This is a genomic window from Janibacter cremeus (genome assembly GCF_029395675.1).
GTDB classification, from domain to species: Bacteria; Actinomycetota; Actinomycetes; order Actinomycetales; family Dermatophilaceae; genus Janibacter; species Janibacter cremeus_A.
The window spans coordinates 3,209,499-3,235,638 of sequence record NZ_CP115184.1 but is presented as its reverse complement, the minus strand read 5'-3'; the positions used below and the strand labels follow the sequence as shown (position 1 = coordinate 3,235,638).

At 68.4% G+C, this 26,140-nt stretch carries 23 protein-coding genes and 1 tRNA gene; 5 read left to right on the top strand and 19 right to left on the bottom strand.

What is annotated here, in order from left to right; genetic code table 11:
* Positions 1 to 122: 122 nt before the first annotated feature.
* The 9 genes from tuf to rpoB all read right to left on the bottom strand — a co-directional run bounded on the left by tuf (position 123) and on the right by rpoB (position 13,808).
* Positions 123 to 1,316: an elongation factor Tu gene (gene tuf / locus O9K63_RS15465; protein ID WP_277239279.1), complete on the bottom strand. Its 1,194-nt coding sequence runs from the start codon at positions 1,314 to 1,316 to the stop codon at positions 123 to 125.
* Between the two features lie 107 nt (positions 1,317 to 1,423).
* A complete protein-coding gene (gene fusA / locus O9K63_RS15460) occupies positions 1,424 to 3,541 on the bottom strand; it encodes an elongation factor G (RefSeq protein WP_277239278.1) in 2,118 nt (705 codons plus the stop codon).
* A gap of 113 nt (positions 3,542 to 3,654) precedes the next feature.
* On the bottom strand, positions 3,655 to 4,125 hold the full coding sequence (gene rpsG / locus O9K63_RS15455; RefSeq protein ID WP_277239277.1) for a 30S ribosomal protein S7: 471 nt from the start codon (positions 4,123 to 4,125) through the stop codon (positions 3,655 to 3,657).
* Complete coding sequence (gene rpsL / locus O9K63_RS15450; RefSeq protein WP_185990544.1) at positions 4,125 to 4,499, bottom strand: 30S ribosomal protein S12; 375 nt, start codon at positions 4,497 to 4,499, stop codon at positions 4,125 to 4,127. Before rpsL ends, rpsG begins: the two co-directional genes overlap by 1 nt.
* A 364-nt stretch (positions 4,500 to 4,863) precedes the next feature.
* Positions 4,864 to 5,391 (bottom strand): GNAT family N-acetyltransferase, encoded by a 528-nt coding sequence (locus O9K63_RS15445; protein WP_277239276.1) that lies wholly within the window; start codon positions 5,389 to 5,391, stop codon positions 4,864 to 4,866.
* A complete protein-coding gene (locus O9K63_RS15440; RefSeq protein ID WP_277239275.1) occupies positions 5,391 to 5,669 on the bottom strand; it encodes a hypothetical protein in 279 nt (92 codons plus the stop codon). The genes O9K63_RS15445 and O9K63_RS15440 overlap by 1 nt, the downstream gene beginning before the upstream one ends.
* 139 nt (positions 5,670 to 5,808) lie before the next feature.
* A complete protein-coding gene (locus O9K63_RS15435; RefSeq protein ID WP_277239273.1) occupies positions 5,809 to 6,084 on the bottom strand; it encodes an HU family DNA-binding protein in 276 nt (91 codons plus the stop codon).
* Between the two features lie 220 nt (positions 6,085 to 6,304).
* The gene (locus O9K63_RS15430) at positions 6,305 to 10,186 is read right to left on the bottom strand and encodes a DNA-directed RNA polymerase subunit beta' (protein ID WP_277239271.1); all 3,882 of its coding nucleotides are present in this window, start codon (positions 10,184 to 10,186) and stop codon (positions 6,305 to 6,307) included.
* A gap of 139 nt (positions 10,187 to 10,325) precedes the next feature.
* The gene (rpoB, locus tag O9K63_RS15425) at positions 10,326 to 13,808 is read right to left on the bottom strand and encodes a DNA-directed RNA polymerase subunit beta (protein ID WP_277239269.1); all 3,483 of its coding nucleotides are present in this window, start codon (positions 13,806 to 13,808) and stop codon (positions 10,326 to 10,328) included.
* 413 nt (positions 13,809 to 14,221) lie between these two features.
* On the opposite strand from rpoB, the gene O9K63_RS15420 reads away from it, so the two are divergent.
* Positions 14,222 to 15,424, top strand: coding sequence for a phospholipase D-like domain-containing protein (locus O9K63_RS15420; RefSeq protein WP_277239267.1), 1,203 nt, complete (start codon positions 14,222 to 14,224; stop codon positions 15,422 to 15,424).
* 83 nt (positions 15,425 to 15,507) lie between these two features.
* On the opposite strand, the gene rplL is transcribed toward O9K63_RS15420, so the two are convergent.
* The 8 genes from rplL to O9K63_RS15380 all read right to left on the bottom strand — a co-directional run bounded on the left by rplL (position 15,508) and on the right by O9K63_RS15380 (position 20,557).
* The gene (gene rplL, locus O9K63_RS15415) at positions 15,508 to 15,900 is read right to left on the bottom strand and encodes a 50S ribosomal protein L7/L12 (RefSeq protein WP_277239266.1); all 393 of its coding nucleotides are present in this window, start codon (positions 15,898 to 15,900) and stop codon (positions 15,508 to 15,510) included.
* Between the two features lie 69 nt (positions 15,901 to 15,969).
* Positions 15,970 to 16,560, bottom strand: a complete 591-nt coding sequence (gene rplJ, locus O9K63_RS15410) for a 50S ribosomal protein L10 (RefSeq protein WP_277239264.1) — start codon at positions 16,558 to 16,560, stop codon at positions 15,970 to 15,972.
* A 250-nt stretch (positions 16,561 to 16,810) separates the two neighbouring features.
* The gene (locus O9K63_RS15405; protein WP_277239262.1) at positions 16,811 to 17,614 is read right to left on the bottom strand and encodes a hypothetical protein; all 804 of its coding nucleotides are present in this window, start codon (positions 17,612 to 17,614) and stop codon (positions 16,811 to 16,813) included.
* Positions 17,615 to 17,798: 184 nt separating this feature from the next.
* Positions 17,799 to 18,539 carry a 50S ribosomal protein L1 gene (gene rplA, locus O9K63_RS15400; protein ID WP_277239260.1) on the bottom strand — a complete coding sequence of 247 codons (741 nt, stop codon included), beginning with the start codon at positions 18,537 to 18,539 and terminating at the stop codon, positions 17,799 to 17,801.
* Between the two features lie 71 nt (positions 18,540 to 18,610).
* Positions 18,611 to 19,042 (bottom strand): 50S ribosomal protein L11, encoded by a 432-nt coding sequence (gene rplK / locus O9K63_RS15395; protein WP_277239258.1) that lies wholly within the window; start codon positions 19,040 to 19,042, stop codon positions 18,611 to 18,613.
* A 94-nt stretch (positions 19,043 to 19,136) separates the two neighbouring features.
* Positions 19,137 to 20,048 (bottom strand): transcription termination/antitermination protein NusG, encoded by a 912-nt coding sequence (gene nusG / locus O9K63_RS15390; protein ID WP_277239257.1) that lies wholly within the window; start codon positions 20,046 to 20,048, stop codon positions 19,137 to 19,139.
* Between the two features lie 73 nt (positions 20,049 to 20,121).
* Positions 20,122 to 20,379, bottom strand: a complete 258-nt coding sequence (secE, locus tag O9K63_RS15385) for a preprotein translocase subunit SecE (protein ID WP_277239255.1) — start codon at positions 20,377 to 20,379, stop codon at positions 20,122 to 20,124.
* 105 nt (positions 20,380 to 20,484) lie between these two features.
* Positions 20,485 to 20,557 (bottom strand) — tRNA-Trp (locus tag O9K63_RS15380).
* Between the two features lie 157 nt (positions 20,558 to 20,714).
* Between O9K63_RS15380 and O9K63_RS15375 the strand changes: the two genes are divergently transcribed.
* The 4 genes from O9K63_RS15375 to O9K63_RS15360 all read left to right on the top strand — a co-directional run bounded on the left by O9K63_RS15375 (position 20,715) and on the right by O9K63_RS15360 (position 24,550).
* Positions 20,715 to 22,010 carry an aminotransferase gene (locus O9K63_RS15375; RefSeq protein ID WP_277239253.1) on the top strand — a complete coding sequence of 432 codons (1,296 nt, stop codon included), beginning with the start codon at positions 20,715 to 20,717 and terminating at the stop codon, positions 22,008 to 22,010.
* Between the two features lie 11 nt (positions 22,011 to 22,021).
* Positions 22,022 to 22,540 carry a DUF5709 domain-containing protein gene (locus O9K63_RS15370; protein WP_277239251.1) on the top strand — a complete coding sequence of 173 codons (519 nt, stop codon included), beginning with the start codon at positions 22,022 to 22,024 and terminating at the stop codon, positions 22,538 to 22,540.
* 65 nt (positions 22,541 to 22,605) lie between these two features.
* Entirely contained in the window at positions 22,606 to 23,592 is a 987-nt protein-coding gene (gene add / locus O9K63_RS15365; protein WP_277239249.1) for an adenosine deaminase, read from the top strand.
* A gap of 112 nt (positions 23,593 to 23,704) precedes the next feature.
* Positions 23,705 to 24,550 (top strand): IS5 family transposase, encoded by an 846-nt coding sequence (locus tag O9K63_RS15360; protein WP_277242318.1) that lies wholly within the window; start codon positions 23,705 to 23,707, stop codon positions 24,548 to 24,550.
* Positions 24,551 to 24,631: 81 nt separating this feature from the next.
* On the opposite strand, the gene O9K63_RS15355 is transcribed toward O9K63_RS15360, so the two are convergent.
* Both O9K63_RS15355 and O9K63_RS15350 read right to left on the bottom strand, forming a co-directional pair.
* Complete coding sequence (locus tag O9K63_RS15355) at positions 24,632 to 25,705, bottom strand: UDP-N-acetylmuramate dehydrogenase (RefSeq protein ID WP_277239247.1); 1,074 nt, start codon at positions 25,703 to 25,705, stop codon at positions 24,632 to 24,634.
* The gene (locus tag O9K63_RS15350) at positions 25,705 to 26,139 is read right to left on the bottom strand and encodes a MaoC/PaaZ C-terminal domain-containing protein (protein WP_277239245.1); all 435 of its coding nucleotides are present in this window, start codon (positions 26,137 to 26,139) and stop codon (positions 25,705 to 25,707) included. The genes O9K63_RS15355 and O9K63_RS15350 overlap by 1 nt, the downstream gene beginning before the upstream one ends.
* Position 26,140 lies beyond the last annotated feature (1 nt).

Below are 26,140 nucleotides of genomic sequence, written 5' to 3'. Positions count from 1 at the left end.
GCGTTCGGATACACCCTACGGCGAAGGGGACTCCCCCACCGTTCTCCGCGCACGGCGAAGGGCCCGCCTCCCCTGACGGGGAAGGCGGGCCCTTCGTGATGCTGACCGAGGTCAGCCCAGGATCACTTGAGGATCTTGGTGACGCGACCGGCGCCGACGGTGCGGCCACCCTCGCGGATGTTGAACTTCAGGCCGTCCTCCATGGCGATCGGCTGGATCAGCTCGACCGTCATCTCGGTGTTGTCGCCCGGCATGACCATCTCGGTGCCCTCAGGCAGCGTGACGACACCGGTGACGTCGGTGGTCCGGAAGTAGAACTGCGGACGGTAGGAGTCGTAGAACGGCGTGTGACGGCCGCCCTCCTCCTTCGAGAGGATGTAGACCTGAGCCTCGAACTGGGTGTGCGGGGTGATCGAACCCGGCTTGCAAATGACCTGGCCGCGCTCGACGTCCTCGCGCTTGGTGCCGCGCAGCAGCAGACCGACGTTCTCACCGGCCTGGCCCTCGTCGAGCAGCTTGCGGAACATCTCGATCCCGGTGACGGTGGTCTTCTGCTTCTCCTCCTTGATGCCGACGATCTCGACCTCGTCGTTGACCTTGAGGACGCCGCGCTCGATGCGGCCGGTGACGACGGTGCCACGACCGGTGATCGTGAAGACGTCCTCGATCGGCATCATGAACGGCTTGTCGAGGTCACGCTCCGGCGTGGGGACGTACTCGTCGACCGTGTTCATCAGCTCCATGATGGCCTCGGCCCACTTCTCGTCGCCCTCGAGCGCCTTGAGAGCGGAGACCTTCACGACCGGGACGTCGTCGCCCGGGAACTCGTAGGCGGTCAGCAGCTCGCGGACCTCCATCTCCACGAGCTCCATGATCTCCTCGTCGTCCACCATGTCGCACTTGTTGAGGGCAACGACGATGTAGGGGACGCCGACCTGGCGGGCCAGGAGGACGTGCTCCTTCGTCTGCGGCATCGGACCGTCGGTGGCGGCGACCACGAGGATCGCGCCGTCCATCTGGGCCGCACCGGTGATCATGTTCTTGACGTAGTCGGCGTGCCCAGGGGCGTCGACGTGCGCGTAGTGGCGCGACTCGGTCTGGTACTCCTGGTGCGAGACGTTGATCGTGATCCCGCGCTGCTTCTCCTCCGGCGCGTTGTCGATCTTGTCGAACGCCGCGGCCTCGTTGAGGTCCGGGTACTTGTCGGCGAGCACCTTGGAAATTGCAGCAGTCAGCGTCGTCTTGCCATGGTCGATGTGACCGATGGTGCCGATGTTGACGTGCGGCTTGCTCCGCTCGAACTTTGCCTTCGCCACTGTGTGTCCTCCTCAGGACGTCTTCTTGGTTACGCCTTTGCCCGGCAGGGTGGCGTGGATTGCGATTGGTCGTGCTATCGGGGTGGGCTTGCCGGTAATCCTACCGGTCACTCACCACGAACCTTCTTGATGATCTCCTCGGAGACGCTCTTGGGGACCTCGGCGTACGAGTCGAACTCCATGGAGTAGTTCGCCCGGCCCTGCGTCTTCGACCGCAGGTCGCCGACGTAGCCGAACATCTCCGACAGGGGGACGAGGCCGGTGACGACCTTCGCACCGCTGACGTCCTCCATGGACTGGACGTGACCACGACGCGAGTTGATGTCGCCGATGACGTCACCCATGTAGTCCTCGGGCGTGCGCACCTCGACGCGCATCATCGGCTCCATCAGGACCGGGTCGGCCTTGCGAGCGGCCTCCTTGAAGGCCATGGAGCCCGCGATCTTGAACGCCATCTCCGAGGAGTCGACGTCGTGGAACTGACCGTCGAGCAGCGTCGCCTTGACGCCCACGACCGGGTAGCCGGCGAGGATGCCGTACTGCATGGCGTCCTGGATACCGGCGTCGACGCTCGGGATGTACTCACGCGGGATGCGACCACCGGTCACGGAGTTCTTGAACTCGTAGAGCTCGCCCTCCTCCGTGGTGTCCAGCGGCTCGAAGGTGATCTGGACCTTCGCGAACTGGCCGGAACCACCGGTCTGCTTCTTGTGCGTGTAGTCGTACTTCTCGACCGCCTTGCGGATGGTCTCGCGGTAGGCGACCTGCGGCTTGCCGATGTTCGCCTCGACCTTGAACTCGCGCTTCATCCGGTCGACGAAGACGTCCAGGTGGAGCTCGCCCATGCCGGCGATGATCGTCTGACCGGTCTCCTCGTCGAGGGAGACCTGGAAGGTCGGGTCCTCGGCGACGAGCCGCTGGATCGCGCTGCCCAGCTTCTCCTGGTCACCCTTGGTCTTGGGCTCGATGGCCACCTGGATGACCGGCTCCGGGAAGGACATCGACTCGAGGATGACCTGGTTGGTGGCGTCGCTGAGGGTGTCACCCGTGGTGACCTCCTTCAGACCGATGACGGCGTAGATGTGGCCCGCCATCGCCTCCTCGACCGGGTTCTCCTTGTTGGCGTGCATCTGGAAGAGCTTCCCGATGCGCTCCTTCTTGCCCTTGGTGGAGTTGACGATCTGCGTGCCCGGGACGATCTTGCCCGAGTAGACGCGGATGAAGGTCAGCGTCCCGAAGAAGGGGTGCGCCGCGATCTTGAACGCGAGCGCGGAGAAGGGCTCCTCGGTGCTCGGCTTGCGCAGGACGACCTCGTCCTCGTTGCCCGGGGCGTGACCCTCCATCGCCGGCACGTCGAGCGGGCTCGGCAGGTAGTCGCGCACCGCGTCGAGGATCGGCTGGACACCGCGGTTCTTGAAGGCGGAGCCGCAGAAGATCGGGTAGAGCTGCGAGGTGACGGTCAGGTGGCGGATGCCGGCCTTGAGCTCCTCGATGGTGAGGTCCTCGCCACCGAGGTACTTCTCCATCAGCTCGTCGTCGGACTCGGCGACGCGCTCGACGAGGTGGTTGCGGTACTCCTCGGCCTTGGCCTGCAGGTCCTCGGGGATGTCCTGGGTCTCGTAGGAGGCGCCCAGGGTCACGTCACCCTTGGCGTCACCCGGCCACACGAGGGCCTTCATCGTGATCAGGTCGACGACACCGACGAAGTCGTTCTCGGCGCCGATCGGCAGCTGCATGACCAGCGGCTCCGCACCGAGGCGGTCCTTGATGGTCTGCACGGTGAAGTAGAAGTCGGCACCGAGCTTGTCCATCTTGTTGACGAAGGCGATGCGGGGGACGTCGTACTTGTCCGCCTGGCGCCACACCGTCTCGGACTGGGGCTCGACGCCCTCCTTGCCGTCGAAGACGGCGACGGCGCCGTCGAGGACGCGCAGCGAGCGCTCCACCTCGACGGTGAAGTCGACGTGGCCGGGGGTGTCGATGATGTTGATCTGGGTGTCGTCCCAGAAGGAGGTGACCGCGGCGGAGGTGATCGTGATGCCGCGCTCCTTCTCCTGCTCCATCCAGTCGGTGGTGGAGGCACCGTCGTGGGTCTCACCGAGCTTGTGGTTGACCCCGGTGTAGAAGAGGATGCGCTCAGTCGTCGTCGTCTTGCCGGCGTCGATGTGCGCCATGATGCCGATGTTTCGGACCTTGGTCAGGTCCGTCAGGACGTCCTGTGCCACTCGTTATCTCATCTCGCTCGTTGCGGTCGTGTCTGCCCGGGTCGGGCGGGTCGTTCCTGCCCGGATCGGGCGGGTGGGTCGGGGCCGGCGGTGGAGCCGGCCCCGACCTGCTGTCACCAGCGGTAGTGCGCGAAGGCCTTGTTGGACTCGGCCATCTTGTGCGTGTCCTCGCGACGCTTCACCGCGGCACCGAGGCCGTTGCTCGCGTCGAGGATCTCGTTCATGAGGCGCTCGGTCATCGTCTTCTCACGACGCTGACGCGAGTAGCCGACGAGCCAGCGCAGCGACAGGGTCGTGGCGCGACCGGGCTTGACCTCGATCGGGACCTGGTAGGTCGCACCACCGACGCGGCGGGACTTGACCTCCAGGGAGGGCTTGACGTTGTCCAGGGCGCGCTTGAGCGTCTGGACCGGGTCGGTGCCGGTCTTCTCACGGCAGCCCTCGAGGGCGTCGTAGACGATGGCCTCGGCGATGGACTTCTTGCCGTCGACGAGGATCTTGTTGACCAGCTGGGTCACCAGCGGGGACTGGTAGACCGGGTCGATGACGAGCGGGCGCTTGGGAGCGGGACCCTTGCGAGGCATTACTTCTTCTCCTTCTTGGCGCCGTAACGGCTGCGGGCCTGCTGACGACCCTTGACACCCTGGGTGTCGAGCGAACCGCGCACGATCTTGTAACGGACACCGGGGAGGTCCTTCACACGACCACCACGCACGAGCACGATCGAGTGCTCCTGCAGGTTGTGGCCGACGCCCGGGATGTAGGCCGTGACCTCGATGCCGCTCGTGAGCCGCACGCGGGCGACCTTGCGGAGGGCGGAGTTCGGCTTCTTCGGGGTGGTGGTGTAGACGCGGGTGCAGACACCACGACGCTGCGGCGAGCCCTTGAGGGCAGGCGTCGCATTCTTCGTCGTCTTGTCATGCCGGCCCTTGCGCACCAGCTGGTTGATGGTAGGCAACCTGTTGTCTCCGTAAGTTCGGTGATGTTGTCTGCGCCTGCCGGGTCGAGGACCCGGTCGACGCTCCTTGGATGCCGCCCCCCACCCCCGCACTCGGGTGTGTCATGGACGGTGCTCCCCCCTGCACTCCCCGCCACGGACCAGTGAAGATCCGCGACCGGACGCCCGGCGAGAGGTTCGAGACCGACCATCTTCGGCCGTCCTCATGCGCGTCACGACACGGTCGTACCACGCACGCGGATCAACGATACCGGGGCGTGGAAAGCCTCACAAATCCGAACCCCCGGGGGCTCACGGCCCTGGCGGGCATGCGCCCCCGGGATCCCCCGAAACCCACCCTCGATCGAGGATGCCCGGGGCGCCCCTACAACCGCGCGAAGGCCGGCGCGTACCGGAAGGGTCCGGCCAGCTCCGGTCGCCAGGCGCGCAACGTCAACGCCTGGAAGTGCTGGTCGTCCCACGGTCCCGGCGAGCCGATCCCGCGCCGTGAGGCGGGGACGAAGCCGAAGAACCCGTAGTACGCCGGATCCCCCAGCAGCACGATCGCCGGCTCGGCGAGGCGCTCGGCGCTGGCCACGACCGACATGAGCAGAGCGGCCCCGATCCCCTGCTGCTGGTGCCCTGGCAGCACCGCGATGGGCCCCAGCCCCACCGAGGGTGCCTCGCCGACGGTGGCGCGGCTGCACACGACGTGCCCGACGACCTCGCCCTCGAGCTCGGCGACGAAGGTCAGCTCGTCGATGACCGAGCCGTCCGCACGCAACCCGCGCACCAGCTCGCACTCGAGCGACTCCCTTCGCCCCTCCGGGACGCCGAAGGCCATGTCGTGGAGCTGCAGGGTGGGCGCCGCGTCGTCCGGGCGCTCCCGGCGGATGACCAGGTCCTCGCGCATCAGTACCGCTCCGTGATCCACTCGCTGTTGCCGCTGAAGAAGGCGACGAGGAAGAACGCCGCGACGGCGAGCAGCACGACCGAGATGATCCCCGCGTCCGTGCGCGAGCGGCGGGCGAAGGTCGCCACGGCGGCACCGGCGAGGACGAGGGCGAGCAGCTTGCTCAGACCACCCGGCTTCAGCAGCAGGGCCACCGCGCCGACGGTGAGGACGCTGCCCAGGGCCCACCGCGCCGCGGTCGCCCGCACCGTCATGGGCTGGTCGTCGGAGTCGGGCATGGGCCCAATCCTCTCATCGTCACCGCCTCCGCCCGCACCACGAAGGGGGCCGGTCACCGCAGCGGTGACCGGCCCCCTTCGAGGCTCGGGCCCGGAGGCCCTCACACCTCAGGGCAGCGCCCTTCGGGTGTGGTGGTGCTCAGCCCTTGGCAGCGGACTTGAGGGCGCTGCCGGCGGACAGCTTGGCGGCGTAGCCACCCGGGATCGTCATCTCCTCGCCGGTCTGCGGGTTGCGGCCCTTGCGCTCCGCGCGCTCGACGCGCTCGAGGCTGAAGAAGCCGGGAACCGTCACCTTCTCACCCTTCGCGACGGACTCGGACAGGACCGCCTGGAGGGCGGTGATGACCTCGGAGGCCGAGGACGCGGACACGCCGGCCTTCTCGGCGACGGCGCTGGCGAGCTCAGACTTGTTCATGTGGTTCTCCATCTGTGAAGTTCGTGGTCTCGAACAGAGTCCAATCAACCACGAACGCGGTACCGGCGTCGACTTCGCAGGCGGCGTGTTTCCCTTGATTTCCCGGCGATCCTGGGCAAAGGACCCGCCATGGTGACCTCATTCGTCACACCCGTACCACGGCACGCGAAGGGGGCCGGTCACCTGCACGGTGACCGGCCCCTCCTTCGAGACGCGTGACTCAGACGTCCAGGTCGAGGTCGTCGAGGCGGATCGCCTCGCCGGACCCCGGACCGAAGACCGGGTAGGCGTACTCGTCGTAGTTCGGCAGCGAGTACATCGCGGCCTTGGCCTCCTCAGTGGGCTCGACGTCCACATTGCGGTAGCGGGGCAGCCCCGTACCGGCCGGGATGAGCTTACCGAGGATGACGTTCTCCTTCAGGCCCAGCAGCGGGTCCGAACGACCCTCCATCGCGGCCTCGGTGAGGACGCGGGTCGTCTCCTGGAAGGAGGCGGCGGAGAGCCAGGAGTCCGTGGCCAGCGAGGCCTTGGTGATCCCCATCAGCTCCGGACGACCCGAGGCCGGGCGACCGCCCTCGGAGACCACGCGGCGGTTCTGCGTCTCGAACTGCGCCCGCTCGGCGAGCATGCCCGGGAGCAGGCCGGTGTCACCCGACTCGAGGATCGTGATCCGGCGCAGCATCTGCCGGACGATGACCTCGATGTGCTTGTCGTGGATCGAGACACCCTGCTGGCGGTAGACGTTCTGGACCTCGTCGACCAGGTGCTTCTGCGCGTGGCGCGGGCCGAGGATGCGCAGGACCTGCTTCGGGTCGATGGCGCCCTGGACCAGCTGGGTGCCGACCGGCACGCGCTGGCCGTCCTCGACGAGCAGGCGCGAACGCTTGGTCACCGGGTAGGCGTGCTCCTCGCCGTCGCGGTCCGCGACGAGCAGGATGCGACGACCCTTGTCGGTCTCCTCGATGGTCACCCGGCCGTCGGCCTCCGCGATCGGCGCCACGCCCTTGGGCGTACGGGCCTCGAAGAGCTCGACGACGCGCGGCAGACCCTGCGTGATGTCGTCACCGGCCACACCACCGGTGTGGAAGGTGCGCATCGTCAGCTGGGTACCGGGCTCACCGATCGACTGCGCCGCGACGATGCCGACGGCCTCGCCGATGTCGACGAGCTGACCCGTGGCCAGCGAACGCCCGTAGCACTTGGCGCAGGTGCCGACCTTGGAGTCGCAGGTGAGGACCGAGCGGATCTTGACCTCGTCGACACCTGCCGCGTAGAGGCGGTCGATGACGACGTCACCGAGGTCCGAGCCGGCCTCGGCCATGACGGTGCCCTCGTGCTCCACGTCCGTGGCGACACACCGGCCGTAGGCGGTGAACTCGACGTCGTCGTGGAGACGACGCGTGCCGGTCAGCTCGTCGAACTGCGCGATCGGCATGGCCAGGCCACGCGAGGTGCCGCAGTCCTCCTCACGCACGATGACGTCCTGGGAGACGTCGACGAGACGACGGGTCAGGTACCCCGAGTCGGCCGTGCGCAGGGCCGTGTCGGCCAGACCCTTGCGGGCGCCGTGCGTGGAGATGAAGAACTCGACCACCGACAGGCCCTCACGGAAGTTCGTGCGGATCGGTCGGGGGATGATCTCGCCCTTCGGGTTGGCCATGAGGCCACGCATACCGGCGATCTGACGCAGCTGGAACCAGTTGCCTCGGGCACCCGAGGAGACCATCCGGTAGATCGGGTTGTCCGTCGGGAAGTTGCCCTGCATCTCGGCGGCGACCTCGTTCGTCGCCTGGGTCCAGATCTCGATCTGCTCCTGACGACGCTCGTCGTCGGTGATCAGACCGCGCTCGTACTGCTTCTGGACCTTGGTCGCCTTCTCCTCGTAGATCGCGAGGATCTCCGGCTTGCGCTCGGGCGTGACGACGTCGGAGACGGCCACGGTCGTGCCGGAGCGGGAGGCCCAGTAGAAACCGGCCTCCTTGAGGGCGTCGAGCGACGCGGCAACCTGCACCTTGGAGTAGCGCTCGGCGAGGTTGTTGACGATCGTCGACAGCTGCTTCTTGTCGACCGGCTCGTTGACGTAGGGGTAGTCCACCGGGAGCGTCGCGTTGAAGAGCGCGCGTCCCAGGGTCGTCTCCGTGGTCCACGTGGCCAGCTGACCGGCCTCGTTCGGCTCGGCACCCTCGGGCAGCTCGACACCGGGCGTCGGCACGATGTCCTCCAGGCGGATCCGGATCGGGCTCCCGACCTTGATCTCCCCGGCGTCCAGGGCCATCTGGGCCTCGGCGGTCGAGGTGAAGGACCGCAGGTGCTCGCCCTCGCGCGCCACCTCGGAGGTGAGGTGGAACAGGCCGATGACCATGTCCTGGGTCGGCATGGTGACGGGGCGGCCGTCGGCCGGCTTGAGGATGTTGTTGCTCGAGAGCATCAGGATCCGGGCCTCGGCCTGGGCCTCCGCGCTCAGCGGGAGGTGGACGGCCATCTGGTCACCGTCGAAGTCCGCGTTGAAGGCGGTGCACACGAGCGGGTGGATCTGGATGGCCTTGCCCTCGACCAACTGCGGCTCGAAGGCCTGGATGCCCAGACGGTGCAGCGTGGGCGCACGGTTGAGCATGACCGGGTGCTCGGTGATGACCTCTTCGAGGACGTCCCACACGACCGAGCGCTGACGCTCGACCATGCGCTTGGCCGACTTGATGTTCTGGGCGTGGTCGAGGTCGACCAGCCGCTTCATCACGAAGGGCTTGAACAGCTCCAGCGCCATCGCCTTGGGCAGACCGCACTGGTGCAGCTTCAGCTGCGGGCCGACGACGATGACCGAACGGCCGGAGTAGTCGACGCGCTTGCCCAGGAGGTTCTGGCGGAAGCGCCCCTGCTTGCCCTTGAGCATGTCCGACAGGGACTTCAGCGGCCGGTTGCCCGGACCGGTGACCGCACGACCGCGACGACCGTTGTCGAAGAGGTTGTCGACGGACTCCTGCAGCATCCGCTTCTCGTTGTTGACGATGATCTCGGGCGCGCCGAGGTCAAGAAGTCGCTTGAGGCGGTTGTTGCGGTTGATGACGCGGCGGTACAGGTCGTTCAGGTCCGAGGTGGCGAAGCGGCCACCGTCGAGCTGGACCATCGGACGCAGGTCCGGCGGGATGACCGGGACGGCGTCCAGGACCATGCCGGCCGGCTTGTTGTCCGTGGTCTGGAAGGCGGTGACGACCTTGAGGCGCTTGAGGGCGCGGGTCTTCTTCTGGCCCTTGCCGGTCGCGATGATCTCGCGCAGCTTCTCCGACTCGGCGTCCAGGTCGAAGCTCTCCAGACGCTTCTGGAGAGCCGCGGCGCCCATGCCACCCTCGAAGTACAGACCGAAGCGGTCACGCATCTCGCGGTAGAGCATCTCGTCGCCCTCGAGGTCCTGGACCTTGAGGTTCTTGAACCGGTCCCAGACCTGGCTGAGGCGCTCGACCTGCTGGTCGGCCCGCTTGCGGATCTGGTTCATCTCGCGCTCGGCGGAGTCGCGGACCTTGCGCTTGGCGTCGGACTTGGCGCCCTCGGTCTCGAGCTCGGCGATGTCCTTCTCGAGCTTCTGCGCGCGCTTCTCCACGTCGGCGTCGCGGCGGTTCTCCAGCTCCTTCTTCTCGGCCTCGATCTGGGCCTCGAGCGAGGGCAGGTCCGTGTGGCGCTGCTCCTCGTCGACGCTCGTGATCATGTAGGCCGCGAAGTAGATGACCTTCTCCAGGTCCTTCGGGGCGAGGTCGAGCAGGTAACCCAGCCGCGACGGGACACCCTTGAAGTACCAGATGTGGGTGACCGGGGCGGCGAGCTCGATGTGGCCCATGCGCTCACGGCGCACGCCGGCGCGAGTGACCTCGACGCCGCACCGCTCGCAGATGATGCCCTTGAAGCGCACCCGCTTGTACTTGCCGCAGGAGCACTCCCAGTCCCGGGTGGGGCCGAAGATGCGCTCGCAGAAGAGGCCTTCCTTCTCCGGCTTCAGGGTGCGGTAGTTGATGGTCTCGGGCTTCTTGACCTCGCCGTGGCTCCAGGCGCGGATGTCCTCCGCAGTGGCGAGGCCGATGCGCAACTCGTCGAAGAAGTTGACGTCCAGCACTATGTGCTTCCTTACTCTCGTTCTCTCGAGGATGGCTCTCGATAAGTTCTGTTCCCGCTGTCCGATGACTCAGCCATACGGGTATTTCGAGGGGATCCGGGGGGCGCAGGCCCGTCAGGGCCGTGAGCCCCCCGGAGGTTTAGACCTCTTCGACGCTGCTCGGCTCGCGCCGGGACAGGTCGATGCCGAGCTCTTCGGCGGCGCGGAAGACGTCGTCCTCGTTGTCGCGCATCTCGATGGTGCCGCCCTCGGAGTTGAGCACCTCCACGTTCAGGCAGAGGGACTGCATCTCCTTGATGAGCACCTTGAAGGACTCGGGGATGCCGGGCTCGGGGATGTTGTCCCCCTTGACGATGGCCTCGTAGACCTTGACGCGACCGGTCACGTCGTCGGACTTGATCGTCAGCAGCTCCTGCAGGGCGTAGGAGGCGCCGTAGGCCTCGAGGGCCCACACCTCCATCTCGCCGAAGCGCTGGCCACCGAACTGGGCCTTACCGCCGAGGGGCTGCTGGGTGATCATCGAGTACGGACCCGTGCTGCGCGCGTGGATCTTGTCGTCCACGAGGTGGTGCAGCTTGAGGATGTACATGTAGCCGACGGACACCGGGTCCTCGTAGGGCTCACCGGTACGGCCGTCGAACAGGTTGGCCTTGCCGGAGGCACCGATGAGCCGGTCACCGTCGCGGGTCGGCAACGTCGAGTCGAGGAGACCGGTGATCTCCTCCTCCTCGGCACCGTCGAAGACCGGGCTGGCGACGCGGGTGTTCGGCGGGGCCTGGCGCGCGTCCTGCGGGATCATCTCGGCCCACTCGGGGTTGCCCGCGATCTCCCAGCCGCGGCTGGCTGCCCAGCCGAGGTGCAGCTCGAGGATCTGGCCGATGTTCATGCGGCCGGGGACACCGAGCGGGTTGAGCACGACGTCGACCGGCGTGCCGTCCTCGAGGAAGGGCATGTCCTCGACCGGGAGGATCTTGGAGATGACGCCCTTGTTGCCGTGGCGGCCGGCGAGCTTGTCACCGTCGGTGATCTTGCGCTTGTTGGCCACGTAGACGCGGACGAGCTGGTTGACGCCCGGGGGCAGCTCGTCGCCCTCGTCCTTGTCGAAGACCTTGACGCCGATGACCGTGCCGGTCTCGCCGTGCGGGACCTTCATCGAGGTGTCGCGGACCTCGCGCGCCTTCTCGCCGAAGATCGCGCGCAGCAGGCGCTCCTCCGGGGTCAGCTCGGTCTCCCCCTTCGGGGTGACCTTGCCGACGAGGAGGTCGCCGTCGCGGACCTCGGCGCCGATGCGGATGATGCCGCGCTCGTCGAGGTCGGCGAGCACGTCGTCGGAGACGTTCGGGATGTCCCGGGTGATCTCCTCCGGACCGAGCTTGGTGTCGCGGGCGTCGACCTCGTGCTCCTCGATGTGGATCGAGGAGAGGACGTCGTCCTGGACGAGGCGCTGGCTGAGGATGATGGCGTCCTCGTAGTTGTAGCCCTCCCACGGCATGAACGCCACGAGCAGGTTACGACCCAGGGCCATCTCGCCACCGTCGGTCGCGGGACCGTCGGCGATCAGCTGGCCGGCCTCGAGGTGGTCGCCCTCGGCGACCATGACGCGCTGGTTGTAGCTGTTCCCCTGGTTGGAGCGGGAGAACTTCATCATCTTGTAGGTCTTGCTGCCGCCGTCGTCCTGGAGGACGGTCACGAGGTCGGCGGAGACCTCGGTGACGACACCGGCCTTCTCGGCGCGGACCACGTCACCGGAGTCGAGCGCGGCGCGGTGCTCCATGCCGGTCCCGACGAAGGGGGCCTCGGCCTGGACGAGCGGCACGGCCTGACGCTGCATGTTCGCGCCCATGAGGGCACGGTTGGCGTCGTCGTGCTCGAGGAAGGGGATCATCGCCGTCGCGGCAGAGACCATCTGCTGCGGCGAGACGTCCATGTAGTCGATGTCCTCGGCCGGGACCTGGTCGACCTCACCGCCACGGGTGCGGGCGAGCACCCGCTCCTCGCGGAAGTGGCCGTCGTCCTTCAGGACGGCGTTCGCCTGGGCGACGACGACCTTGTCCTCCTCGTCCGCGGAGATGTAGACGACCTCGTCGGTGACGCGACCCTCCACGACCTTGCGGTAGGGGGTCTCGATGAAGCCGAAGGCGTTGATCCGTCCGTAGCTCGCGAGCGAACCGATGAGACCGATGTTCGGCCCCTCCGGCGTCTCGATCGGGCACATGCGGCCATAGTGCGAGGTGTGGACGTCACGGACCTCCATCTGGGCGCGGTCGCGGCTGATGCCGCCCGGGCCCAGCGCCGAGAGGCGACGCTTGTGCGTCAGGCCCGACAGCGGGTTGTTCTGGTCCATGAACTGGGACAGCTGGCTGGTGCCGAAGAACTCCTTGATGGAGGCGACGACCGGCCGGATGTTGATCAGGGTCTGCGGCGTGATCGCCTCGACGTCCTGGGTGGTCATCCGCTCACGGACGACGCGCTCCATCCGGGACAGACCCGTGCGGATCTGGTTCTGGATGAGCTCGCCGACGCTGCGCAGGCGACGGTTGCCGAAGTGGTCGATGTCGTCGACCTCGACGGGCACCTCGATGCTCTCGCCGTCACGCACACCCGGAAGGGTGGGCTGGTCGGCGTGCAGGGCGACGAGGTACTTCAGCGTCGCGACGACGTCCTCGAGCGTGAGCACCGACTCGCTGAGCCCGACCTCGCGCCCGAGCTTGCGGTTCATCTTGTAGCGACCGACCTTGGCCAGGTCGTAGCGCTTGTGGTTGAAGTAGAGGTTGTCGAGCAGGTTCTGCGCGGCCTCACGGGTGGGCGGCTCGCCCGGGCGCAGCTTGCGGTACATGTCCAGCAGCGCGGCGTCCTGGTCCTCGACGGTGTCCTTCTCCAGCGTCGCCCGGATGGACTCGAAGTCACCGAACTCCTCGAGGATCTCGGAGGAGGTCATGCCCAGGGCCTTGAGCAGGACGGTGACCGACTGCTTGCGCTTGCGGTCGACGCGCACGCCGACCATGTCGCGCTTGTCGACCTCGAACTCGAGCCAGGCACCGCGGCTGGGGATGACCTTGGCCGAGTAGATGTCCTTGTCGGAGGTCTTGTCCGGGGAGCTCTCGAAGTAGACACCCGGGCTGCGCACGAGCTGCGAGACGACGACGCGCTCGGTGCCGTTGATGATGAAGGTGCCGCGGTCGGTCATGAGCGGGAAGTCGCCCATGAAGACCGTCTGGCTCTTGATCTCGCCGGTCTCGGCGTTCATGAACTCGGCCGTGACGAAGAGCGGCGCCGAGTAGGTCTGGTCGCGCTCCTTGCAGTCATCGACGGAGTACTTGGGCTCCTCGAAGCGGCTCTCCCGGAAGGAGAGGCTCATCGAGCCCGAGAAGTCCTCGATCGGCGAGATCTCCTCGAAGATCTCCTCCAGGCCCGAGCGCTCGGGCACGTCGCGGCGCCCGGCCTCGATGGCTTCGGCGACACGCTCCTGCCACTTCTCGTTGCCGAGGAGCCAGTCAAAGCTCTCGGTCTGCAGCGCAAGGAGATCGGGGACTTCGAGGGGCTCGCGGATCTTCGCGAAGGACAGACGGCCACTGGCAGTCTGTGCGGTGGACATCGGGGAAGCGGTGCGCGAGGCAGCCAAGGATGGATCCTTCCACGGGCCGAGAGAGTCGGGCGACGGTGCACAGCCACCAATCACGACCTCGATCGACCGCTCCACACACCTCAGCGCTGAGGGGATTCGAGCGATCCGACGGGGGCCACGACAGGAGAAGGGCAGCGCAAAGCGACAGTCTAGATGCACAAGTGCACGGGTGTCCAACCCGGTCGAGCCGACGGCTCGAGGGTGGTCCACGGCGCCGAGCGCTGGAGGCGCTCCGCCGGATGATTCGACGCCATGAGAATGGACGACGACGAAGGCGACGTCAAGGGACCCGTGCGGCGGGTCGTGACCGCGATCGGGGGCCCGACCCCCTTCGCCCTCCACCTAGGGTGGCACCCATGACCCCCCGTGCCGCTCTCCGACGACGTCGCAGAGCTAGCGCCCGTCGCTGGGTGCGACGGACCGCCGGCGCCGCCTTCGGCACCCAGCTCTTCACCGCCGCAGGGCTGCTCGCCTTCGACAGCATCCGCCGCCGCGACCGGCCCGACCGCGAGTTCCCGCGCGCACCCGCCCGGGCGCTGCCCGTGCCGGGGGGCGAGGTGCGGGTCTACACCTACGGCGAGGACCTCTACGAGGAGATGCTCGCCGACATCGCCGCCGCGCAGGAACGCGTCTTCTTCGAGACCTACATCTGGAAGGGCGACGAGGTCGGTGGGCGCTTCCGCGATGCCCTCGTCGCCGCCCACGAGCGCGGCGTGGAGGTCTACGTCGTCTTCGACGAGTTCGCCAACCTCGTCGTCCCGCGCTCGTTCTTCGCATCCCTGCCCGAGGGCATCCACGTCCTGCGCCACCCCCTGGTCTCCGGGGGGCCGACCTTCTTCATGCCGCACAACTGGGGGCGCAACCACCGCAAGCTGCTCGTCGTCGACGACGAGGCCGCCTACGTCGGCGGGTACAACATCGGTGGTCTCTACGCCACGAAGTGGCGCGACACCCACGCCCGCTTCGCCGGCGAGATCGTCGTCGAGCTCGAGAACGCCTTCGTCGACTACTGGAACGAGCAGGGCGGCAAGCCGCTCCTCCCCCAGCCCCGCCGGCGCACGTGGAGTCGCACGACACGCGTGCACCGCAACGTCCCGGTCGACTACGTCTACCCGATCCGCAACATGTACCTCGAGGCGATCGACCGTGCGCAGGACCGCATCTACCTGACGCAGGCCTACCTCATCCCCGACACCGCCTTCACCCGCAGCCTCGTCAACGCGGCCCGCCGCGGTGTGGACGTGCGCATCATCGTGCCGCACTACAGCAACCACATCGTCGCCGACTGGCTCTCCCGGGCGAGCTACCACAAGCTGCTCGAGGCGGGCGTGCGCCTGCTGCGCTTCGAGAACGCCATGGTCCACGCGAAGACCGCCACGATCGACGGGGTGTGGTCGACGATCGGCACCGCCAACATCGACCGCCTCTCGCTCGCCGGCAACTTCGAGGTCAACATGGAGGTCCTCGACGCCTCGGTCGCCGAGCACCTGGAGCGGGTCTTCGCGCTGGACTCCGGCAACTGCACCGAGCTGAGCCTGCAGGAGTGGACGGCGCGTCCCCTGATCAACCGGGTGACCGAGGGCATCCTCTCCCCCTGGCGACCCCTTCTCTAGGGCGTACGCGCGAAGGGCGGGCCGCACCTGGGTGCGACCCGCCCTTCGGCAGATCTCGTGTGCCCGTCAGAGACGGGCGAAGATCACTTGAGCTCGACGGTGGCGCCAGCGCCCTCGAGGGCCTCCTTGGCCTTCTCGGCGGCCTCCTTGTCGACATTCTCCACAACGGCCTTGGGAGCGCCGTCGACGAGGTCCTTGGCCTCCTTGAGGCCGAGGCTGGTGAGCGCGCGGACCTCCTTGATGACCTGGATCTTCTTGTCGCCGGCCGACGCGAGGATGACGTCGAACTCGCTCTGCTCCTCGGCCTCGGCGCCGGCGTCGCCGCCGCCGGCCGCCGGGGCGGCGCCCGCAACGGCAACCGGTGCCGCAGCGGTGACCTCGAAGGTCTCCTCGAACTGCTTGACGAACTCGGAGAGCTCGATCAGGGTCATCTCCTTGAAGGCCTCAAGGAGCTCGTCGGTGCTGAGCTTCGCCATGATGGGCGTCCTTTCTGCTGAGTTTTCCGCCGTGAGTGGCGTGATGTGGTTGGGCTCGAGGCGTCTGCCTCAGGCCTCGTCGCCACCCTCGGGGGTGGATTCGGTGGCAGGCGCGGCCTCGTCGGCCGATGCCTGCGGCCCCTGCTCCTCGACCTTCTGGCGCAGCGCGTCGACGACCCGAGCGGTCTGCGAGAGCGGTGCGTTGAAGAGCTGGGCTGCCTGGGTGAGCTGGGCCTTCATGGCGCCAGCGAGCTTGCCCAGGAGCACCTCGCGCGACTCGAGCTGCGCGAGCTGGTTGATCTGCTCCGGCGAGAGCGGGTTCCCGTCAAAGATCCCGCCCTTGATCACCAGGAGGGGGTGCTCCTTGGCGAAGTCACGCAGACCCTTTGCGGCCTCGACGGGGTCGCCCTCGACGAAGGCGATCGCGTTCGGGCCGACGAGCTGGCCCTCGAAGGCGGACTCGACGCCCGCCTCCTTGGCAGCGCGCGCGGTCAGCGTGTTCTTCACCACGGAGTAGGTGGCGTTGCCACGGAGGTTCTTGCGCAGCTTGGCAAGCTGGTCCACGGTCAGACCGCGGTACTCCGTGAGAACGGCCGCACCGGAGCTGCGGAACTTCTCCGTCAGCTCGGCGATGGCGGCGTCCTTCTGAGCGTTCGCCATGCGGGCCTCCCTTCTCGTGTGGTGCCACCGGGTCGGGCCCGGACGAGAAAAGAGCCCCGGCACAGGGCACGGGGCTCGAGGCGCACACGCATGGCGTGTGCTCGCGAATCGTGGCCTGCGCTGGTCGCCCGCTCTCGCGGAACCTTCAGCCTCGCCTGCAAGCAGGCACGGCAACCGGCGGTCAGTGGTCGTGGACAACGATAGGGGCCGTCACCCCGCTGGTCAAAACGGATGCGGCGGCCCCGACGTGTCAGCCCGAGGACGAGGACCCGGAACCGGGGGAACCCCCGCCCGGGGTCGGCATCTTCAGTGTGCCCACCTCGTCCTTCGGCGGGGCCTGGATGGAGACGTCGTCGCCCCAGCCCGAGTAGGCGACGTCCAGCGTGGCGTCGCCGGCCGTCGTCGTGGCCTTGACTGGGAGGTCGTCCTCGTCGACGACGAGCGTCGTCGTGGTCTTCTGGGCCTGCTGGGCGGCCATCGCGGCTCCCTGCTCGTCGCCCGCGTCCTTGGCCTGCTGCTCGAGCACCGCGCCCATCTGCTTCTTCGACAGGGCGATCTCGTAGGTGACCTTGCCGTCCTCGACCTTCGTCACCTCTGCATCCACGTCGTCCGCGCCGCCGATCGCCGCGAGCGGATCGCTCAGGTCGGCCATGGCCTCCATCGAGCCGGCGAGCTGCTGGTCCTGCGGGTTCCCGCTCCCCGGGTCGGCCTTGATCCAGGTCTTGCCCTTCTGCGTGACCTCGGGCGAGGGCGCCTTGAGGTAGTGCACCCCGTCGACCACCCGGACGTCGACGGGCTGCTCCCCCGTCGTGCCGGTGATGCTGGCCGCTTCGTTCTTCCCGAGCTCGAAGTCCCCCTCGAGCTCGACATTGGTGGACGTCGCCTTCATCGAACCGGTGCCGGCGCCCTCCATCGCGGCGTTCACGTCCTTGCTGAGCGCGTCCAGCGTGACGCTGTCGCCCTCGCTGACGTCAGCGCCGGAGCCGGAACCGCACCCTGCCAGTGCGATGAGCGTGGCCGCACCGAGAGTGGTCGCGGTCGTCGTCGTCTTCATCGTCGGATCGTCCTTTTCGTCGCGGATGGCCGCTGGGCAGCCGTACGCCGTCAGTGTGGACACCGCCGCTGGGCGGAACCTGATCGCCCCGTGCACGCCGCGTGTGCCACCGGGTGGAGACGGCGAAGGGGGCGCCGCTCCCGCAATCGGGACCGGCGCCCCCTTCGTCAGGGGTGGTGCTGGCTCACTCGGCGGCAGCCGACTCCAGGACCACCGGCGCGGACTCCTCGAGGAGGTCCTTGGTGCGGGAGGCGTCGAGCAGGATGCCCGGCCCCATCGTCGTGCTCAGCGTCGCCTTGGAGATGTAGCGGCCCTTGGCCGCGGAGGGCTTGAGTCGCAGGATCTCCTCGAAGGCGGTCTGGTAGTTCTCCACCAGCGCCTTCTCGTCGAAGCTCGCCTTGCCGATGATGAAGTGCAGGTTGGCGTGCTTGTCGTTGCGGAACTCGATCTTGCCGCCCTTGATGTCGGAGACGGCCTTGGCCGTGTCCATCGTGACGGTGCCGGTCTTCGGGTTCGGCATCAGGCCCCGGGGACCGAGGACCTTGCCGAGACGACCGACCTTGCCCATCAGGTCCGGGGTGGCGACGACGGCGTCGAAGTCCATCCATCCGCCCTGGATCTTCTCGAGCATGTCGTCGGAACCGACGTGGTCGGCGCCGGCCTCACGGGCGGCCTCGGCCTTGTCGCCGGTGGCGAAGACGAGGACGCGGGCGGTCTTGCCCGTGCCGTGGGGGAGGTTGACCGTGCCGCGGACCATCTGGTCGGCCTTGCGGGGGTCGATGCCGAGACGGAAGACGACCTCGACGGTCTCGTCGTACGAGGTGCGGGCGGTCTCCTTGGCGAGGCGGACGGCCTCGAGGGGAGCGTAGACGGCATCCTCGTTGATCTTCTCTGCTGCGGCGCGGTACGCCTTGCTGCGCTTCATGGTGCTCCTTGGTGGTGATGGAGGTGTGGTCGGGGCCAGCGCGGGCCCTCCCACGGGGTGGTCGGTGGTGCTCAGACCTCGGTCTCGATACCCATCTGACGAGCAGTCCCCGCGATGGTCTTCATCGCGGCATCCATGTCGTGGGCGTTGAGGTCGGGCATCTTGGTCTCGGCGATCTCGCGGACCTGGTCCTTGGTGAGCTTGCCGACCTTGGTCTTGTGCGGCTCGCCGGAGGCCTTCTTGACGCCCGCGGCCTTCTTGATCAGCTCGGCGGCCGGCGGGGTCTTCGTGATGAAGGAGAAGGACCGGTCCTCGTAGACCGTGATCTCGACCGGGACGACATTGCCGCGCATGTCCGCCGTGGCGTCGTTGTACGCCTTGACGAACTCCATGATGTTGACGCCGTGCTGACCCAGCGCCGGACCGACCGGCGGGGCCGGCGTGGCCGCGCCCGCCTGGATCTGGAGCTTGATGTAGCCGGAGACCTTCTTCTTGGGAGGCATGCGGTGTTCCTACTTTCGTCGGGTGGGCCCACGCCATGGGCGATGACCCGGTTGCAATGGATTCCTGACCATCCGGGGGTTGCCCCCGGCGGGATCAGAGCTTGGCCACCTGGTTGAAGCCGAGCTCGACCGGGGTCTCCCGGCCGAAGATGGAGACGAGGACCTTCAGCTTCTGGGCCTCGGGAAGGATCTCGGAGATCGTCGCCGGCATGGTCTCGAAGGGACCCTCCATGACGGTGACGGACTCGCCGACCTCGAAGTCGACGTCGATGGGAGCCGAGGCCGACTGACCGCCCTTGGCCGGGGCGCCGGAGGCGGCCGCGGCGGCAGGCTTGTCGAGGTCGGCGGGCTTGAGCATGGTGAAGACCTCGTCGAGGCCCAGCGGCACCGGGTTGTGTGCGTTGCCGACGAAGCCGGTGACACCCGGCGTGTGCCGAACGGCGCCCCACGACTCGTCGGTGAGGTCCATGCGCACGAGGCAGTAGCCGGGCATGCGCGGCTGCTTGCGCGTCTTCTTCTGGCCGTTCTTGATCTCGGTGACCTCGTCGATGGTCACGGCGACCTCGAAGATGTAGTCCTCCATGTCGAGGTTCGCGATGCGCGTCTCGAGGTTGTGCTTCACGCGGTTCTCGTAGCCCGCGTAGGTGTGGATGACGTACCAGTCACCCCACCGCTCGGCGAGGTCGTCCTTGAAGGCTTGGACGGGGTCCTCGGTGTCCTCCGGCAACAGGTCGCCGTCCTCGTCCTCGGCCACCGGCGCGGCGGTCTCGGTCTCGTCGGCCTCGGAGTCGTCGGACTCGGTCACGTCGGTCTCGACCGCGACGTCGTCGTCGCCGGCCGGCTCGGAGGCCTCCTCGAGGGACTCCTCGGCGGCGCGGGCGTCGTCCGCCTCCTGCGCGGTGGGCAGGTCAGCCGGGGGCTGAGCGGCTCGCTCGGCCTGCTCGGCAGCGATCGCGCTCGAGCCCTCGGTCTCCTGGGGATCGGGGGTCTGAGCTGGGTCGGACATGACCTGTTTTCCTCACTTCGACTTCGAACGACGGCGCTCGGGGCGCCCGGTAGTACGGCGTGTGCCGGCGGCCTCAGCCGCCGAAGACCCAGAGCACGGCCCGGGTGAACACCGCATCCAGGCCCGAGATGTAGGCCATCATCACCACCACGAAGACGATGAGCACCAACGTGTAGTTGACCAGCTCCGAGCGCGTCGGCCGGACGACCTTGCGCAGCTCGTCGAGGACCTGGGCGACGAAGAGTCCGATCGAGCCGAAGAACCGTGAAACCGGGTTGCCGCCCTTCTGGCCGCGCCGCGCGTTGGTCGGCTGCGCTCCGAGCTGGCTCACGTCAATCTCTTCTCGTCCGGGTCTCCGTCGTGCTCCGCACGCAGACATGTCGCGCGGCGCCCACTGTGGTGCTGCACACCTGGGGGTGTTGCGAGTCGTGCAACGCAGGGCAGGAGGGACTCGAACCCCCAACCGCCGGTTTTGGAGACCGGTGCTCTACCAATTGAGCCACTGCCCTTCGGACCGCCACGGTTGGGGCGGCGGTCCGCGGATCGTTCGGGTCGACGTCACCGCGTGCGGGCACGACGGATAGTCTGGCCGAAGTCAACCGAGGAACAACTGTACGTCACCGACCACCCGCACCGCGAACTCGGCGGAAGTGGAAGACTGACGGCGTGACTTCCGCGAATGATGCTCGCCCCCTGCCCGACCTGTCCGCCGAGGAGCTCGACGCCCTCGCGGGGAGCCTGCGTGAGGCCCACGCCGCCCAGGCCGCGAAGGGGGTGACGCTCGACGTGACCCGTGGCAAGCCGAGCGCGGCCCAGCTCGACCTCGCCGACGACATGCTCTCCCTCCCCCGGTCGACGAAGGACCGCACCGGCACCGACGTGCGCAACTACGGGGGGCTGAGCGGCCTCGTCGAGCTGCGCGAGATCTTCGCCGAGCTGCTCGATGTCGAGGTCGACCAGCTCGTCGCCGGCGGCAACTCGTCCCTGACGATGATGCGCGACGTCCTGGTCGACCTGCTCCTCTTCGGTGCGATCGACTCCCCGCGCCCGTGGTCGCAGGAGGAGAAGATCACCTTCATCTGCCCGGTGCCCGGCTACGACCGCCACTTCGCGCTGCTCGAGGACCTCGGCATCGAGATGGTCACCGTCCCGATGACACCGGACGGCCCGGACGTCGACGCGGTCGCCCGGATCGCCGCCTCCGACCCCTCGGTCAAGGGCATGTGGATCGTGCCCACCTACGCCAACCCCACCGGGGCGACGTGCACCCAGGAGGTCGCCAGTCGACTGGTCGCGATGGAGACGGCCGCCCCGGACTTCAAGATCCTGTGGGACAACGCCTACGCCATCCACCACCTCACCGAGGACGAGACCAAGAGCGCCGACGTGCTGTCGCTGGCCTCCTCCGCCGGTAACCCGCACCGCGCGGTGCTGTTCGCCTCGACCTCCAAGGTCACCTGGGCCGGCGCGGGCGTGGCCTTCCTCGCCTCCTCGGTCGAGCAGGTGAAGTGGTACCTCGCCCACCTCGGCAAGGGATCCATCGGCCCGGACAAGGTCAACCAGCTGCGGCACGTCGAGTTCTTCGGCGACGCCGACGGTGTGCGGGCGCACATGGTCAAGCACCGCGAGATCCTCGCGCCGAAGTTCGCCGAGGTCGACCGGGTGCTCTCCGAGCGCCTGGGCGGCCGCGGGGTGGCCACGTGGAACTCCCCTGCCGGCGGCTACTTCGTCAACCTCGACGTCCTGCCCGGCACCGCCTCGCGCGTCGTGGAGCTGGCCAAGGAGGCCGGGCTCTCGCTCACGCCGGCGGGTGCCTCCTTCCCCTACGGTGAGGACCCTGACGACACCAACATCCGACTGGCCCCGACGATGCCGCCGATGGAGGAGCTGACCGAAGCGATGGAGACCGTCGCCACCTGCGTGCTCCTCGCGGCGACGGAGAAGTTCACCGCACGCGACTAGAAGGAGTCCCCATGTCCGAGCCCGAGAACCTCGACACCGACCTGACGAGCTACAGCCTCGACGACGAGGACCAGCTCCAGCCGGAGGACACCCTCACGGGCACGGGTGAGCCGGGCGAGGATGCGCTCGACACCGGATACTCGCCGCCCGACTCCGCCCGCGGCTCGTACGCCCACGGCGTGACCGCCGGAGAGCAGGAGGACGAGGAGACGATCGACGAGCGGATCAAGCAGGAGGTCCCCGACCCGCACTCGGCCTACGGCGCCCCGGACAACGAGTCCGGGCTCGACCGCGAGCGCTCGGGCGGGGACGACCAGGATTCGATCGACGCCGACGACGACTGGCTCGGTGACGCCCAGATCGGCGACGAGCGCGCCGGACGCCTCGTGGGGCCCGACCAGGGCGGCGCCGACGACGAGGACCAGTCGTGGGCCACCGACGCCGGGGTCGACGGCGGGGCCGCCTCCGCCGAGGAGGCCGCGGTCCACGTCATCGACGGCGACTCGACGGACCGCGGGGACCGCATCTGAGCGCCACGGGTCGGGATCTGCGGGCCCTGCCCAAGGCCCACCTGCACCTGCACTTCACCGGCTCGATGCGCGTCGAGTCGGTCCGTGACCTCGCCGCGCAGCAGGAGGTGCGCCTGCCGCACGTGCTCTACGAGGGCTACCCGCCGCAGCTGTCCGCGGCGGACGAGCGCGGCTGGTTCCGCTTCCAGCGCCTCTACGACTCGGCCAGGCACGTCGTGCGCGGCGAGGAGGCCATGCGCAGGGTCGTGCGCGAGGCCGCCCTCGACGACGGCGCGGAGGGTTCCCGCTGGCTGGAGATCCAGGTCGACCCCACGTCCTACGCCCCCTTCGTCGGCGGCATCACCCCCGCGATGGAGATCGTCCTCGACGAGGCGGCGTCGGTGAACGCGACCGCCGCGGAGACCGGCTCGGCCCGCGTCGGGGTGCTCATGGCCGCCAGCCGTACCCGTCACCAGCTCGAGGCGCGCACCATCGCACGCCTGGCCAGGAGGATGGCCGGCCCCGGGGGCGTGCTCGGCTTCGGGCTCTCCAACGACGAGCGAAGGGGGGACACGACCGACTTCGCGAAGGCCTTCCGCATCGCGGAGGACGCCGGGCTGCTGCTCGTGCCCCACGGCGGGGAGCTGCTCGGGGCGGACGCGGTCGCCGAGACCCTCGAGGCGCTGCGTCCCCACCGTCTCGGGCACGGTGTGCGCAGCGTGGAGGACCCGCGGGTCCTGGCGGCCGTCGTCGAGGCTGGTGTGGCCCTGGAGGTCTGCCCCGGCTCCAACGTCTCGCTGGGCGTCTACGACGACCTGGCGGAGGTGCCGCTGCGCACGCTCATCGACGCCGGCGCGACGATCGCCCTCGGCGCCGACGACCCGCTGCTCTTCGACTCCCGCCTGCTCGACCAGTACGAGACCGCCCGCGCGGTCCACGGCCTCGACGACGCCCGGATCGCCGAGCTGGCCCGCAGCTCCTTCCGCGCCAGCGCGGCCCCCGCCGAGCTGGTGGCCACGGCGATGGCCGACATCGACGCGTGGCTGGCGGCGCCCCCACTCGCAGGAGCCTAAGAGGTTGCGCCAGTAGGTGGCTGGCCGGCGGGCGCGTGTCGGTGACGTAGGGCAGGCACAAGCACCGGTACAGGAAGAGGTGTCTAACGCCGTCTTCCGTTCCGAGGTGCTTGTGCCTGCCCTGCCATCTTCTGTCATCGAACCCCTGTGGGACCAGTTCGCCGCGCTGATCCCCGACCACGTCGACACCCACCCGCTGGGATGTCACAACCCCCGTATCGATGACCGGGTCGTCTTCGACAAGCTCGTGCAGAGCCTCGTGCTGGGTGCTGCCTACGAACGGATCGCGGACTCGGCCTGTTCGGCCACGACGATCCGCCGACGTCGCGATGCGTGGATCCACGCCGGGCTCTTTCAGCGGCTGGAGCAGATCTGTTTGGAAGCCTACGACCGGATCGTGGGCCTGGACCTGGCAGACATCACCGTCGACGGGTGCATCGTCAAAGCTCCCTGCGGTGGCCACGCCGCAGGAAGATCCCCGGTAGACCGCGGCAAACAAGGCACCAAGCGGTCGGTGATGACCGATGGGGCCGGGATCCCGATCGGCTGCATGGTCGCCCCGGCCAACCGCAACGACTCACCCTTCCTGCGGCCCACGCTGGAACAGCTGGGCAGGTTCGAGATCCGCTTCGGGGTCGGGCTGCCCGAGCAGATCACGGTGCACCTGGACGCCGGCTACGACAGCGCCATCACCCGAGAGCTGCTGGAGGAACTGGGCTGCACGCCCGTGATCAGCGCCAAGGGCTTCCCCCTGCAGGCCGGCGCCCGCTGGGTCGTTGAGCGCACCAACTCCTGGCACAACCGCGGCTTCAAGAAGCTGGCCATCTGCACCGAACGCCGCACCCACGTCATCACCGCATTCATCGCCCTGGCCAACGCCGCGATCATCGTCCGCCGACTCCTGCGCCAAGCCTGGACCACCCACCGCTGGGACAAACGACCGGACAAGCGACCATGACCTACTGGCGGGACCTCTAAGCAGTTGCGAAGTGGCGGCGCCCCCACTTGCAGGAGCCTAAGCAGTTGCGGAGTGGCAGGCTCAGAGCGAGTGGCCGACGAAGACGGGCTCGTTGACGAGGATGACCCCGAAGGCCGCCTGCACGCCGTCACGCACCTCGCGGGCCAGCGCAGCGATGTCCGCGGCCGTGGCGTCACCGCGGTTGGTGACCGCGAGGGTGTGCTTCGTCGACAGCGCGGCCGGGCCCGGCATCGCGTAGCCCTTGGTGAAGCCGGCCTTGTCGATCAGCCAGGCGGCACTGGTCTTGCTCCACCCCTCGTCCGCGGCGAAGGTGGGCGGCACCGGGCCGTCGGGCCCGAGCCGCTCGGCGGCCCGCGCCAGGAGCGCGTCCATCTCCTCGGTCGGCAGGATCGGGTTGGTGAAGAACGAGCCGCAGCTCCACGTGTCGTGGTCCGCGGCGTCCAGCACCATGCCGCGCTTGCGGCGCTGGGCAAGCACCGCCTCACGGGCGTCCGCCAGCGGCACCCGCTCGCCCTGCTCCACGCCGAGGTGGGCGGCCAGGTCGGCGTAGGCGATCGGCGCGGAGAGGTCACCCAGGGCGAGCCGGAAGGTCACCTCGAGCACGACGTAGCGGCCGGTCTGCTTGAAGATCGAGCTGCGGTAGGTGAAGCCGCACTCGGCGCCGGTGAAGGTGCGCTCGCGCATCTCCTCGCGGTCCCACGTGACGACGCGCGAGATCGTCTGGGCGACCTCCTGGCCGTAGGCCCCGACGTTCTGCACCGGGGTGGCGCCGGTCAGGCCGGGGATCCCGGAGAGCGCCTCGATGCCGGACCAGCCCTCGGCGACGGCCCGGGCGACGAGCTCGTCCCAGACCTCACCGGCGGCGACGGTCACCTCGACGGTGCCGTCCTCGGCGGGGACCGCGCGGACCCCCTTCGTCGCGATGCGCACGACGGTGCCGTCGAAGCCCCCGTCCGCGATGACGAGGTTGGACCCGCCCGAGACGAGCAGAAGGGGGGTCCCCGCCTCGTCCGTCGACCGCACCGCGGCGACGACCTCCTCGGCGGTCTCCGCGGTGACCAGGTGGGTGGCCGGGCCACCGACGCGCATGGTCGTCAGCGGCGCCAGCGGGGCGCCGTGCTCGCTCGTGGCCATCAGTCGAGCTGGACGGTCGCCCGGCAGCGGCCGAGGACCTTCTCCCCGGAGCTCGTCACGGTCAGCTCGACGACGGCCTGCTGGGCGTCGGCGTCGAGGGACTTCACGGTGCCGGCGACCTCGAGGCTCGCACCGCCGTCGTGGGGCACGACGACGGGCTTGGTGAAGCGGGTGCCGTAGTCGAGCACCCGGCCCGCGTCGCCGACCCAGTCGGTGACGAGCTGGATCGCCGCCCCCATCGTCCACATGCCGTGGGCGATGACGTCGGGCAGGCCGACGGCCTGCGCGGTGCGCTCGTCCCAGTGGATGACGTTGCGGTCGCCGGAGGCGCCGGCGTAGTGGATCAGGTGGGCCCGGGTCACCGGGATGGTGCGGCTGGGCAGGCTCTCGCCCTCGGTGACGTCGGAGAACTGGCGCACGCTCTGCTCCCTCATG

Excerpts from the sequence above, each read along its gene's own strand:
- rpsG (WP_277239277.1), bottom strand. The coding sequence starts at position 4,125 with ATGCCTCGCAAGGGTCCCGCTCCCAAGCGCCCGCTCGTCATCGACCCG.
- O9K63_RS15440 (WP_277239275.1), bottom strand. The coding sequence starts at position 5,669 with ATGCCCGACTCCGACGACCAGCCCATGACGGTGCGGGCGACCGCGGCG.
- rplK (WP_277239258.1), bottom strand. The coding sequence starts at position 19,042 with ATGCCTCCCAAGAAGAAGGTCTCCGGCTACATCAAGCTCCAGATCCAG.
- rplJ (WP_277239264.1), bottom strand. The coding sequence starts at position 16,560 with ATGGCGAACGCTCAGAAGGACGCCGCCATCGCCGAGCTGACGGAGAAG.
- rplL (WP_277239266.1), bottom strand. The coding sequence starts at position 15,900 with ATGGCGAAGCTCAGCACCGACGAGCTCCTTGAGGCCTTCAAGGAGATG.
- nusG (WP_277239257.1), bottom strand. The coding sequence starts at position 20,048 with ATGTCCGACCCAGCTCAGACCCCCGATCCCCAGGAGACCGAGGGCTCG.
- O9K63_RS15370 (WP_277239251.1), top strand. The coding sequence starts at position 22,022 with ATGTCCGAGCCCGAGAACCTCGACACCGACCTGACGAGCTACAGCCTC.
- add (WP_277239249.1), top strand. The coding sequence starts at position 22,606 with ATGCGCGTCGAGTCGGTCCGTGACCTCGCCGCGCAGCAGGAGGTGCGC.
- O9K63_RS15435 (WP_277239273.1), bottom strand. The coding sequence starts at position 6,084 with ATGAACAAGTCTGAGCTCGCCAGCGCCGTCGCCGAGAAGGCCGGCGTG.
- rplA (WP_277239260.1), bottom strand. The coding sequence starts at position 18,539 with ATGAAGCGCAGCAAGGCGTACCGCGCCGCAGCAGAGAAGATCAACGAG.
- O9K63_RS15405 (WP_277239262.1), bottom strand. The coding sequence starts at position 17,614 with ATGAAGACGACGACGACCGCGACCACTCTCGGTGCGGCCACGCTCATC.
- O9K63_RS15445 (WP_277239276.1), bottom strand. The coding sequence starts at position 5,391 with ATGCGCGAGGACCTGGTCATCCGCCGGGAGCGCCCGGACGACGCGGCG.
- O9K63_RS15355 (WP_277239247.1), bottom strand. The coding sequence starts at position 25,705 with ATGGCCACGAGCGAGCACGGCGCCCCGCTGGCGCCGCTGACGACCATG.
- O9K63_RS15350 (WP_277239245.1), bottom strand. The coding sequence starts at position 26,139 with ATGAGGGAGCAGAGCGTGCGCCAGTTCTCCGACGTCACCGAGGGCGAG.